We start from the raw sequence: 11,949 nt of genomic DNA on the forward strand, positions 1-11,949 counted from the left end.
TTGATACTCCCTGCTCCTTTACGTGTTATGAATATAATTCTGATATTAATATAACCCTGATATTAATATAATCCCGATATGAATATAATCCTGAAATTACCCATTTACCTTACGTTTCCTTGATGATCTACAAATTACTCCGGAAACACAAATAAGATACACTGTTTCAGACTGCATTAAAGACCAGGAATTTTACAAAATGCCTGGAACGAGTATAGCTCGATAATAACAAGCCGCAAGAACCTGATTGAATTAATTAGTTAATATAGCGAGTTAACTTAAATTTGGCTGTTTAAACTCACTTAACCGGTTAAGTGGGATAGGTAAATTTAGCATATAAAAATTCACCCCAGATTTATAGTGCAGAATAGGATAATAATTCACGTACATGAAGATATGTATGGCGTGAAATAATAGAAATAAACAAGAGGCATACATGAGAGTCATGCATAGCAGCCATACATTCCAGCCATACATAAAGAAATCAAAAAGCAGCTATACATTCCAGCCATACGTAAAGAAATCAAAAACTACTGCTCCTTAAATATCAACAACAACCTGAGCCTTCCAGCCGGCGGCAGTCTTCTCGAGTTCCAGCTGATTATAAGTGACAGCCTTAATTTCAGTTTCAAAGGGATGGCTTCCAGGATAGTATTTTTCACCTGATGCCAGGGCTTTTATTGAGTACTCGCCTTCTTCTTCCCTGATTTCCTCTACCCGGAACTTCCAGAAAACAATCTCATCGACCTCAAAAAGATATAAAAGCTCAGAAAGCCAGTCCACAAGCAGAGATTCCAGATCAGGGGACTTAAGGGAAACATCTCTAGCCGTCTCTCCTGAAACCTTCCCCGTATCAATTATAACATTGAACATAGCAAGAGCTGAGTTTTCAAATACCTCTTCCAGAGTATTTCCATAGGCAAGGAACTTTACATCTGCAGTGTGTTCCAGATACTCATACTTTTTTCCTTGAGACGACATAGTCCAGTATTGGGTTTTGTCTTACATTAACCTATCCGCCTCAGGAGCCTGTTTTCAGGCATCAAAAAGATTTAAAAACGATTTCGCCGGCTGAACCCTGAAACCAGCTAAAATCAAAAAACGCTGAAAGGTATCAGTCCAGCCTATTCCAGATATAAATAATCCGCTGGACTGCAGTAATGTGGCTGGTCACAGCAATCAGGATAACAGCCCAGCCAAGGATGGTAAAACCTACAATCGAAGCAGGATAAAACGAATTGGCGAAGGCGGCAAGGATTATGACCACAAGACGGTCAGCCCTGCCCATGATCCCTCCGTAATATCTTCCGAGATTGAGTGCCTGGGCCTGAGTCCCGAGATAACTCGTAAGAAGCACGCCCACGATTGCCGCAACCCCTATCTGCCAGGACACATAACCTGCAAAAAAAATGCTGCAGATAATAAACACGTCCGAATAGCGGTCAATTACATGGTCGAGGAAATCACCCCTCGGTGTTGCCCTGTTGGATTTGCGTGCAATTACCCCATCAAGGGCATCGAAAAGTGAGTTAAACACTACCAGGATGCCTGCTAATAGGGTGAGTTCGTTATATACAGGAGAATAATAAAAACTGAGCCCCGCAAAGAAAGCACAGATCAGGGAAACTATGGAAATCGTATCAGGTGAGACCTCATATTTTATGAAAAAATCTGCCAGCGGGTCAATAACTCTCGAGGCAACGGGTCTCAGGGCATTAAATGTCATGGTACTTGGGATCTTCCTTTTAGTTGTATATCCGTTATAGAAGACAGGCCTGAAAGAATAGCAGCTTATCCTGCGTCTTATGCCGATTTGAATCTACTTATTTATATTATTTCCTTGTTTACCTGCCTTTTGATATTTATACTTAAGGCTGTATGTTTGATTATCAGTGCACTCCATAGATAATACTTACTTAACTCACTTTATACTGTTTATTTTCACTTTTTTACAGCTGCAAGCTCATACAGGTACTTTATTCTGCAGGAGTGCTCAAGCTGCGTTGTCACAATATACGCCTCTCCGGAAGTCCTTCCGATGGCAAAAGTCCCATGGCTGAAGACCACAGCCCCCCTGTGCCCTGAAAGAGCATCTGCCAGGTTTTCGGCAAGTTCCGGGCTCCCGATCCCGCCGCTTACCACAGGGATATTCCCAAGGAAGTACTGCCCTTCACTATCCACAGGAACGATCACCTCTCCGGGGCCGGCAAGCAGGGACTCCACCACTGCATAAGGACAGTGGGCGTGAATTATTGCAAGAGCAGAGGTCTTCCTGTAGATTTCCCTATGCACTACAGTCTCGGAAGATGCAATTATATCCAGGGATGAAGTATCCTGAATATCGACCTCAACAACATTATCGCCGGTGATCTCATCAAGGGCAGTTCCGCTCCGGGTAATAAGCATCTTATCCCCGGCTCTGACACTGATATTCCCAAAATTTGATTCCACAAGCCCGTGTTCTACCAGCTTGCGCCCGTATTTTGCCATTTCCTGCCACATCTTATGTGAGATATAGAGAAAGAATGCCATAAGGTTTATGCGCCGCAACATTCTGAAAACAACAAAAACAGGGAAAAGGCAGACAGTTAAAACATTGCGACAAACTCCCGAAAGGGAGATTCTGCCATAAAGTTTATCTGTGAGTATTGTATTTAGATAAGTTTGCTGTCAGCTTCATTGCGCCTCGTTGGCTCAGCCCGGTAGAGCGAGTGACTTGTAATCACTAGGTCGCGTGTTCGAATCACGCACGAGGCTTTATAAAAAAAGTGTTTAAAGTCCACTTTCAGGAATAGTGAGAGTGTGGACATAACAATTTAGAAATTAAGTCTTCAGGAAAAGTTAAAATCTTTAAATTACGCCTCTATTTTTGATGTAAATAAGGAATTAATTTTGAATTTTGTTGATCACTGTTTTACTGAGAGACTGAGCCAACCCAGTATTTTAAAAAATATCTCAGCTCTGAAAGTTCTCGCTCTGAATATTGCTTGATATTGATAAAGTTGAAAAAGAGATCTTTTTATTTGGCATGAAAGTAATGTGATTTGAAAAGTACTTTCATTTCTTTGTGCCTGTTATTTGAAGAATTTCATGTTTGTTTTCATTTCGGAGTTGGAGCGGTCAAACAGATCAGATGTTTTGAAACTGATCTAATATGTTGAGCATAAGAGATAAAACAATAATAGCCCTTTTTGCTCCTTTTTTCATGATTTCCGGAATAACGAATCAATATCGGCAAACACATAAAAATTGGATAACTAAAAGATTTTAATAAACAAAAGTTATTATTAAATAAATGATTTTATTAAAGGAGGAATTATGATGAATGAGATAAAAATCGGGGATAAAATTCAGGATTTCAGGTTAAGAGACCATAAGGAGAAAGAAGTGCATCTCTATGAATTAAAAGACAGGAAGGTGCTCTTATCATTCCATCCTCTTGCCTGGACAAACGTCTGTGCAGAACAAATAAGATCCCTGGAGAACAACCAGGAATTGTTCACCAGACTGAACACAGTGGCGTTTGGTATAAGCGTAGACCCCATACCATCAAAGAGAGCCTGGGCCATGGAACTGGGGATTAAACACATCAGACTTCTTTCGGATTTCTGGCCACATGGTAAGGTTGCCAAAAAATATGGCATATTCAGAGAAAAAGAAGGAGTTTCTGACAGGGCGAACATAATTATTGATGAGGAACATAGAGTGATATTCTTCAAAAGATATCTGGTTCATGAACTTCCCGATATGGATGAAATAGCAAAAGTCCTGGAAAGATCTGACCTTCCACAGATGTCTCTGTAATTTAGAGATTTTTCTGAGCACCAATAATTTGTCAATCAAAGTTATGCTGGCGCACCCCACAGCAAGGTGCGGATATTCGACTGAAATTAAGCAATCTTAATTTTATTTTTAGGGCCTTCTTGTCGACTAATTCATCATTTTTGGCCATTGATATTCACAAGAGAAGAATAATGTCATTTTTTGAAGAGATCTGCAGAAACTGGGAAAGAAGAGGTCAATGTGGATAAGAAAGAGGAGAAACAGAAGGAAAAGATGAGTCATCCTGCTCAATTGCCAAGCAGCGCATCAATCCCATTATACAACCCTTTCAGTGCAATGCTGAGCCTGCGGACTTCCACCTTCCATACATTTTTGCTGACCTGGACATCACCTCCGGCTTTGACAGCTGCCACCCAGATGTATTTCCGGGTTATTTTTTCATTGTTAGAAGGGGAATGAAAAACATTACCCGTTTTCTGGTTACTATATTTTTCATTAATAAGAAATTCATAGATCTCCTGAACTCTTTCGAGCAATGTTTGTTCACTTTCGGAACCTGAAGCTCCAAAAAGGACAAGATTCCAGAGGCGGAACTGCACCTCATGACGTTCAGATGACAGTTTTTTAGAGTTGGAGATCTCAAGCATCTTTCTGAACTCAAGATAGATATCCGTATTTCCGAAACCTGAAGGCAGGATATTTCCAAGCGAGATCATAAGATGAATGCACTCATGAAAAAGGATTCTGGCTATAAGGAATTCTACTCTCTCCTGCAAGTTCCAGAATTTGTTTACAAGAGCCTCGTCCCAGAGCTGGTAAGGGTTAACAAGGATTATGGACCTGTAAATAATCTTTTTTTCTTTCCTGGAAACCAGACGTTTGGGATAAAGAACCATCCCCTGCATTTTTCCAAAAAACTGAACCCTGACCGCCAGGTCCCAGCAGCATTCCCATTCCCCGGAATTTACACACTTTACCCGGTAGTATTTTCCATCAAAATTAACCTTCCCGAGCAGCCGGTACATATCCTTACTGTGTACCTTTATCAACGACTTAACCCTGGATTCTCGATAGATTCCAAGGTCAAGGTAAGGAACGTTCGGGACAGAAGCATAAGAGAAATAAGGTGCATATGGATTAAGATCTTGAAATCCCTTAGACAATGAGCCTGAATAATCTTGCCAATTGCCGCCTTTGCCCTCAACTGGCGGAACCTTTCGTTTCATGAAATATCCCCCTTTGACATATCCCATAAGATATTATTATTAAGGATATATAAAAAATGATCAACAGGCAGGAAAGTCAACTACCCGCCACTGAAGTGACGGGAATCCTGCTTATTTCATCTTGAAACAAAGGTTTACCCTTCCTGAGAAAAGGCAGATATCTTATTCTTTTTCAGTTATTTTCAGTTATTTTCACTTATTTATACGTATTTTCACGCATTTTCACTTATTTTCACATATTTGTACTTATTATCAGTTATTTTCAATTATTATCAGTTATTTTCACATATTATCAGTTAATTCATTAAGAGATCCACAAACCGGACAATTATTTAACTTCGAGAGAGAGATTTCACTGAAATGTCCTGAAAGCCCATTCCAGAACAGAAGGCGGCCTTCCAGAAGCTTTCCTTTTCCAGTCAGAAACTTAATTACTTCATTTGCCTGAATAGAGCCTATAATACCCGGAGTTGCACCCAAAATCGGAAAAACTTCTTTTTTGGAAATTCGCGGAAAAATACAGTAAAAGCAAGGAGTTTTTCCAGGAATTATCGTAGTGACCTGACCGTCATACCCTGTAACCGCCCCATGAATAAATGGAATTCTCCTTTTTACGGCAAGCCTGTTAAGCAGATGCCTGGTTTCGAGGTTATCAAGGGCATCGACAATAATATCACATTCAGGAATCAGGGATTCGATGTTTGATTCGGCAAGCATTTCTCCAATGATTTCAACCTCAATTCCGGGATTCATGGAAAGAAGCTTTTCCTTTGCGGATTCAACCTTTGCCCTCCCAATATCCTTCTCATGGTGGAGAAACTGCCTGTTCAGGTTACTGAGATCCACAGAATCAAAATCTGCAAGAATTATTTTTCCGACCCCGGCTATTGCGAGATATGTAGAAATTGGGCTTCCGAGTCCGCCTGCACCGACAACCAGTACTTTAGCATTCTTCAGCTTTTCCTGCCCCTCTTCTCCAAAAAGAAGGATTTGCCGGCTGTATTTTTCACGCTCAAAATCATTCATGAAAGATCTTCCAGAATATTCGTCTCGAATATTGATTTTGTTGGCCAGTCTCTGAAAATGATATTATCCAGAGAAGTTAAAACCATTCCAGTAGTGATTGACTTCTTAATGCATAACCTCTTCGGACAGCCGAGGAAAGGCAAGGAATGGAAGCTTTGATTAAACCTTGAAGTTGATTAAACTTTGATTAAAGAGAATACTTCAGATTCCAGTGTTTAAGGCAAAAAGATATATCACTGCAAAGAGGGGGATAACCCGCAGGCATACCAGGGGTTACGAATCAGAATTTGTTTTGGAAAAATTAATTAAGGCAAGGCCCATAAAAATAGTTAGATCATTTTTAAGATTACTGGACCCGGGTACTGCTGCTTATTATTGCAAAGCCCTTTTACAGGCTTACAGATGAGATGCTGGAAAAGAGATATTTATAAAGGTTTTGAAATTTATGAAAGTTCGGGATTTGAAAAATAATATCCTCAATATTAAACAGGAATTCTCTGGCTACTTTAAAGAACGAGATGCTGAAATCAACGGTTCTCTTCTTGCCCTGCTCTCGGGAGAACACATTCTTTTGCTGGGTCCTCCGGGAACTGCAAAAACCCTGCTTGCAAACAAAATCTGCGAAACTATCGAAGGAGGGAACTTTTTCCATTATCTCCTTACTCGTTTTTCCACTCCGGAAGAAGTATTTGGACCGCTTTCTCTAAAGGCGCTTGAGAAGGACGAATTCAGCCGGAGGGTAGAAGGCTACCTGCCAACTGCACATATCGCCCTTCTTGACGAAATTTTCAAGGCGAACAGCTCTATCTTAAACAGCCTTCTGACAGTTCTGAACGAGAGGAAATACCATAACGGCAAGGAGGTTATGGATGTCCCTCTCTTTTCCGTATTTGGGGCTTCCAACGAACTGCCCGAAGAAGACGAAAGCCTTGAAGCCCTTTACGACAGGTTCCTTTTCAGGTATAGTGTGGACTATATTCAGAATGAAGAAAACCTTGAGGACCTCATTTTCGAAAATACGGAGGACTTCCTGCCTTCAACAAAACTCTCAATTGAAGATATAAGGGAAATCCGGAAAAAAGCAAGGGATATGAGTGTAGACCCTGAGGTCCGGGCAATTATAAGAGGGCTGAGAAGAGAGCTTAAGAATTCCAATATCTTCGTTTCGGACAGGCGCTGGAAGAAGATTATAAATGTGCTCAGGGTCGCTTCAGCCGTAAACGGGCACACAAGCGTAAACAGGATGACTGTTGTCCTGCTCCAGCACATGCTCTGGGACCTCCCCGAACAGAAGGAAACTATCAGGAAACTTATCCTGGATAGAGTTGTCTACGGAGGCACTGATACCGGAAAGCTCAAACAGAATGTGCTTGACCTTAGAAATTCTGTTTACATCTGCCTGCAGCAGGAACTTCCGGACCCTGTGTCCTGTAATAAGTGCTTTGAAGAAGAGAAAAAGACGACAGGCGGCATGAGGACTTCCAGGTTTACGGGGGCGAAAGCCCCGAAGAGTCTCACATTCAATAATGCCCTTGATTTTTTAAAACACCATACCGAATTTCCGACCCACACCTACAGTTTCGGGCTTGAGTACAGCAACATTAACGGGGCGCTGAGCTTCGAAGCCGTGGCAGAGCAGTTCCGCCGGAGGAACGGTTTTGAGTTCAAGCTCAGCCTGGACTACGGAGACAAGAAACTCTACGAAAAAGAGTACGAAAACCTTGAGGAAAGGCTGAACTACTTTAGAAAGCAGGTGCAGGAAGAAGAAAAAGCCCTTGAGGAAATCCTCAGGGAAAACATCTGGGTTTCCGGACAGGACAGCAAGGAAATCCTGATGAAATACCGCTCAAAAAACACGGATATTTACGAGATTGCAAGCCATCTGAACGAAATCCGGACCCTGCTAGAAAAACCTAAAATATTCGATGTAGAACTCGAAAAAGCAGAAGTCGCCTGAAAAGGTGGTTCCTGAAAACCCGAAAAAGGCAGGAAACAAAAAATATGCAGAACCTGAAAAGCTCGAGAAGAGATTTCGAAGATCTTTCCGGATCAAAACGGGCATTATCTTTTGATCAGGCGTTTAACCCCTCTACGATATTGAATATTGAACTACGGGAATTCCTGGCAACTCCCCGAAAAGTGCCTCACGGGCTCAGAGAAGAGATTGCAGAGGTGCTTATTTATGAACTCCTCTCAGAAAAAGACTACGAAATAAAGGACGAAAAACGCTTTATGGAAAAATTCGGGGTTTTTTATCCGATCTTCCTTAGCATGAGAAACCAGCAGGCATGGGAAGAAATAAAAATCCTTGCAGGAACCAACCGGATGGCAGGGATTTTTATCCTGAAAAGTCTGCTGGAAGAACTTTTTACGCTTCTTGATGATTACAAAAAAGTAGAACCGGATTTGTTCAGGAAATCCCAGAAAGGACTGGAAAAAAGTCTGAAAGCCCTGAAAGAGCTGATCAGTGAAACTCAGGCTGTATGGGAAAGGAGCAGGCTGGAAAGGGCTGAAAGCCCTAAATACTCTGACTGGCAGAGAAATGCGAACGAATGGCAGGACAGAAAGAGAGAAGGCAAGAATAACCAGGGAACAGAAGAGAATAAGGGAAATTATCTTAGAAATGCTGGAAACCGGTCAGAGGATAACCAGGATCAGGAGCCTGAAAACAAGGCGGCGTCGGAAAGACTTGCCTCAATTACCCGGGAATTCATGTTCAGCGAAAAGGCTGGAGAAGTGGTTGACTCTGTAATAGGAGAAAAGATAGCTGCAAAGCTTGAGGAGCTTATCCCTGCCCTCGAGGACCACTTAGAAATGCTTGAGATCCTCTCCATGCTCTTTCCGGGAAGAATGTGGGACTACTCCTTACAGGCTCTGCACAGGGAGTACTTTGAAAACCTTGAAAAGTATGCGGCAATCCTCAGGAAAAGTTATGACCTGAATGAGATTCTCGAACAGGTTGGCAGAATTGAGCTTGAGTACGGCTCAAAGAAACTGCAATTGTCGCCGCACAGCAAAAGTGAAGTGCACTCAATTACCTTTTCAGGTGAAATCCAGACCCTGCTTCCGATAGAAGCCGTAAAACTCAAAAACCCGGTCCTGAAACTCAAGTTCTATGCGGATATGCTCGAAGAAAAGCTCCTTACATACCAGCTCAGAGGGAAAAACTGGAACTCGAACTCTGCAGGAAAAAAGAGAAAAGGACCTGTTGTCGCCCTGGTTGATACCTCTGCTTCCATGCGGGGAGCCCCCGAGATTCTTGCAAAAGCCGTGGTCCTGGCAATTGCGAGGAGGATGTTAAGAGAAAATAGGGATGTAAAAGTAATTCTTTTTTCATCGAAATGGCAGACAGTTGAAATCGAGCTTACGGATAAAAAACGCATGGGCAAAGAGTTTCTGGAGTTTCTCAAGTATACTTTTGGGGGCGGCACGGACTTCAACACAGCTCTTCGGGCAGGGCTCAAAGCAGTAAAAGAGGAGAAAACCTTTCAGGGAGCAGACCTCCTATTCCTGACCGATGGTGCCTCCGAACTCTCAGAAAAACCCCTTATCCGGGAATGGAATGAAATAAAAGCCAAAAGAAAAGCCCGCATCTTTTCCCTGATAATAGGAAACTATGATGCAGGAGGGCTGGACCAGGTCTCAGACCATACCTATATTATTCCTGATGCCGGAAACTGGCAGGTTGAGGAAAGTCCTGCAAGATTTATAAAAGCAATCAGCAGACCTGTGAGGATGTTTTAACTGGTTGGGTAAATTGAAAGGATAATTTCCATACAGATCGGAATTTCCGAGATCTCCAGCTTCATTATAAAAAGGGGAAGATGTACAATTAATGCCTGCGCTTAAAACGCCTGCTAACCTCGTCTATGAACTCTTCCAGATCTTTCTTACCGGGCGGTTGATGCCTATAGATGCTTGACAAAACAACAAATGCCGCCTTTCTGCCTTTGGTGGAATTCCTGAGCAGCCCGATCTCGATCACTGTGATCAGAACCTCAGAAATCATTTTGCGGTCGCCGGGACTTAGATTACTCCACCTGTCATTGAGTTTTTTCGAAGAGACCTTTACTGACTCCTTCCCCTCGAAAGCTATTGTTGAGGCTTTTGAAGAAACGGTTTTTGAAATTTTTATTACCCGGTCCTTTCCGAAGGAGGCAGTTTTCGTAAATGTCCTGAAAGCTCTTCCCGGGAGATCCTTCATCCGCACTTTTTCAGAAGCAGACGACTCCCCCATTGGGTCTTTAGAAAATCTGCCTTCGGAAGTCCTGCTTTCCAGGATTTTGTGAATTTCTTCAAAGATTTCAGTGATTTCCTCCTTAGATCTCGTTCTAAGGTATTCTCTGAGATTTTCAATCAGTTCGGAGTCCAGTCCAGCAGAATCAGCTTCTACAGAATCGTCTTCGATGGAGGCAGGGTCTTCGCGGACCTCGACAAAGTCGGCGTCAATTACAGGACAGAACCCTATGAGAGAGTCGCGTAAGGAATCCTTCCCGGACCCCGGGGTTTTCCTGAGCCTGCAGCCGGAGCTTGAGAATCTCCTGAATATGTCCTGTTTGTTATTGAGCAAGAAAATCACATCCATGCCTGATATGAAGAAAGAATTACCTAACATCTACCAAAACCATTCATAGCCTGAAGTGGTTTCAGTATCATATTTACCACACATATGGTTCGTAATTACATAAACAGGTTTCATGCCGGGGTTTAATATCTTTTTCTGTTCACATTGCTGCTAAACCCGAATTATCGTGCCGGAAGATTGCGGAATATTGCAAACCCTGAACTGTCATACCTAACCGCTGATAGTAACGAAACGTCGTATTGAGAAAAAAAGCAACATTGAAAAAGGATAAAACGGGCTTTTTCCTTTAATCAAAGTTGCGCTGGCGCACCCCGCAGCAAGCTAGCGGGGTATTCGACTGATAATAAACAGCCCCCATTCATTCTTTTTTGGGGTATTCCCTTATAAAAGGCGCCCGTTCTTTTTTTGATGCCCCCGATTATAAAGGGTCCCCATTCTTTTTCAGATTCATTTCCCTCTTCATCAGAGAGTCAGGACGCTGTGAAAGCCCGGAATCTGTTGACCAGCTCCTGAAAATACAGAACAGGCTATTTCAGGGATTTTGAAGAAACTTTTTAATATATCTCTACCTGGATTTCAATCCCCTTCCTGCCCATCTCACCCCTGCCCCTGCTACAACAGTATGAAGGGATACATAATTCCGGACCTTCATATCCCAGAACCCTGATGGACAAGTTTTTGAAAGCTGAAACGGTCAATCATTATTATAGATGATAACATATAATATTGGATAGCATATAATTAAATTGGGAATTATTGAATAGCATATAAATAAATTGAGCATAATTCCAGGAAAAATAAGAAAAAAACTTGTCTTTAAAATTTGTCTTTAAAACTTGCCTTTTGTTCTGCACGTGCTTGAAAACGAAGGAGCGCTGGAAAAGATATCCTGAATATATGAAAGATATCCTGAATATATAATTGAAATAGAATGCCGAGAACCGGACATCAGGTGGGGGAAGGGGTGATAAACTTCCGGCCTCCAAAAACAGGAAGATAACAAGCCCGAAGGAATAAAATAGTCTCAGGGATAAAAGAGAGGAAGTTTCATAAGATAAAGAGTTAATGAGAGAACATTATTCACGATTATCTTTAATCCATGATTATCTTTAATCCACAATTATCTTTAATCCATAATTATCTTTACTTCATATTTTTGCCGGAGGTAGAAAATACAATGAGAGAAGGTCTGGACCCCTTTGGGGTAAGAGATAGCATCGAAACAACTGCCGGAAAAGCTACGATTTACAGATTGGGCAAACTGGAAGAAAAGGGCTTTGAAGGGATTTCCCTGCTCCCCTACTCTATACCTGTCTCTTATACACATCT

The 11,949-nt window shown here is 41.9% G+C and carries 10 protein-coding genes and 1 tRNA gene; 5 read left to right on the forward strand and 6 right to left on the reverse strand.

The features are described from left to right. Nucleotides 1-540: 540 nt before the first annotated feature. From EO95_RS00740 to EO95_RS00750, 3 genes are all read right to left on the reverse strand, one after another. On the reverse strand, nucleotides 541-981 hold the full coding sequence (locus EO95_RS00740; protein ID WP_048131347.1) for an archease: 441 nt from the start codon (nucleotides 979-981) through the stop codon (nucleotides 541-543). 133 nt (nucleotides 982-1,114) lie between these two features. Then, nucleotides 1,115-1,726 (reverse strand): CDP-alcohol phosphatidyltransferase family protein, encoded by a 612-nt coding sequence (locus EO95_RS00745; RefSeq protein WP_048131348.1) that lies wholly within the window; start codon nucleotides 1,724-1,726, stop codon nucleotides 1,115-1,117. A gap of 215 nt (nucleotides 1,727-1,941) precedes the next feature. Then, the gene (locus EO95_RS00750) at nucleotides 1,942-2,502 is read right to left on the reverse strand and encodes an aldolase (protein WP_200894965.1); all 561 of its coding nucleotides are present in this window, start codon (nucleotides 2,500-2,502) and stop codon (nucleotides 1,942-1,944) included. Nucleotides 2,503-2,683: 181 nt separating this feature from the next. Between EO95_RS00750 and EO95_RS00755 the strand changes: the two genes are divergently transcribed. Together EO95_RS00755 and EO95_RS00760 are read left to right on the forward strand one after the other, a co-directional pair. Next, nucleotides 2,684-2,757 (forward strand) — tRNA-Thr (locus EO95_RS00755). A 561-nt stretch (nucleotides 2,758-3,318) separates the two neighbouring features. Further along, complete coding sequence (locus EO95_RS00760; RefSeq protein ID WP_048131350.1) at nucleotides 3,319-3,804, forward strand: peroxiredoxin; 486 nt, start codon at nucleotides 3,319-3,321, stop codon at nucleotides 3,802-3,804. Nucleotides 3,805-4,070: 266 nt separating this feature from the next. On the opposite strand, the gene EO95_RS00765 is transcribed toward EO95_RS00760, so the two are convergent. Both EO95_RS00765 and EO95_RS00770 read right to left on the reverse strand, forming a co-directional pair. After that, nucleotides 4,071-5,009, reverse strand: a complete 939-nt coding sequence (locus tag EO95_RS00765; RefSeq protein WP_048131351.1) for a hypothetical protein — start codon at nucleotides 5,007-5,009, stop codon at nucleotides 4,071-4,073. Between the two features lie 282 nt (nucleotides 5,010-5,291). Beyond that, entirely contained in the window at nucleotides 5,292-6,035 is a 744-nt protein-coding gene (locus EO95_RS00770; protein ID WP_048131352.1) for a HesA/MoeB/ThiF family protein, read from the reverse strand. A gap of 211 nt (nucleotides 6,036-6,246) precedes the next feature. Here EO95_RS00770 and EO95_RS17340 point away from each other — a divergent pair, with 211 nt between their 5' ends. The 3 genes from EO95_RS17340 to EO95_RS00780 are packed head-to-tail and all read left to right on the forward strand — an operon-like array spanning nucleotide 6,247 to nucleotide 9,779. After that, nucleotides 6,247-6,441, forward strand: coding sequence for a hypothetical protein (locus EO95_RS17340; RefSeq protein ID WP_156161313.1), 195 nt, complete (start codon nucleotides 6,247-6,249; stop codon nucleotides 6,439-6,441). A gap of 39 nt (nucleotides 6,442-6,480) precedes the next feature. After that, the gene (locus EO95_RS00775; RefSeq protein WP_048131353.1) at nucleotides 6,481-7,992 is read left to right on the forward strand and encodes an AAA family ATPase; all 1,512 of its coding nucleotides are present in this window, start codon (nucleotides 6,481-6,483) and stop codon (nucleotides 7,990-7,992) included. Nucleotides 7,993-8,036: 44 nt separating this feature from the next. Then, nucleotides 8,037-9,779, forward strand: coding sequence for a VWA domain-containing protein (locus EO95_RS00780; RefSeq protein WP_048131354.1), 1,743 nt, complete (start codon nucleotides 8,037-8,039; stop codon nucleotides 9,777-9,779). Nucleotides 9,780-9,867: 88 nt separating this feature from the next. Here EO95_RS00780 and EO95_RS00785 read toward each other — a convergent pair whose 3' ends face one another. Then, entirely contained in the window at nucleotides 9,868-10,650 is a 783-nt protein-coding gene (locus EO95_RS00785) for a hypothetical protein (protein ID WP_235282790.1), read from the reverse strand. Nucleotides 10,651-11,949 lie beyond the last annotated feature (1,299 nt).

Origin of the sequence: Methanosarcina sp. 1.H.T.1A.1, assembly GCF_000979295.1 — an archaeon.
Taxonomy (GTDB): Archaea; Halobacteriota; Methanosarcinia; order Methanosarcinales; family Methanosarcinaceae; genus Methanosarcina.

Excerpts from the sequence above, each read along its gene's own strand:
- EO95_RS00785 (WP_235282790.1), bottom strand. The coding sequence starts at position 10,650 with ATGTTAGGTAATTCTTTCTTCATATCAGGCATGGATGTGATTTTCTTG.
- EO95_RS00750 (WP_200894965.1), bottom strand. The coding sequence starts at position 2,502 with ATGTGGCAGGAAATGGCAAAATACGGGCGCAAGCTGGTAGAACACGGG.
- EO95_RS00760 (WP_048131350.1), top strand. The coding sequence starts at position 3,319 with ATGATGAATGAGATAAAAATCGGGGATAAAATTCAGGATTTCAGGTTA.
- EO95_RS00745 (WP_048131348.1), bottom strand. The coding sequence starts at position 1,726 with ATGACATTTAATGCCCTGAGACCCGTTGCCTCGAGAGTTATTGACCCG.
- EO95_RS00740 (WP_048131347.1), bottom strand. The coding sequence starts at position 981 with ATGTCGTCTCAAGGAAAAAAGTATGAGTATCTGGAACACACTGCAGAT.
- EO95_RS00780 (WP_048131354.1), top strand. The coding sequence starts at position 8,037 with ATGCAGAACCTGAAAAGCTCGAGAAGAGATTTCGAAGATCTTTCCGGA.
- EO95_RS00765 (WP_048131351.1), bottom strand. The coding sequence starts at position 5,009 with ATGAAACGAAAGGTTCCGCCAGTTGAGGGCAAAGGCGGCAATTGGCAA.
- EO95_RS00770 (WP_048131352.1), bottom strand. The coding sequence starts at position 6,035 with ATGAATGATTTTGAGCGTGAAAAATACAGCCGGCAAATCCTTCTTTTT.
- EO95_RS00775 (WP_048131353.1), top strand. The coding sequence starts at position 6,481 with ATGAAAGTTCGGGATTTGAAAAATAATATCCTCAATATTAAACAGGAA.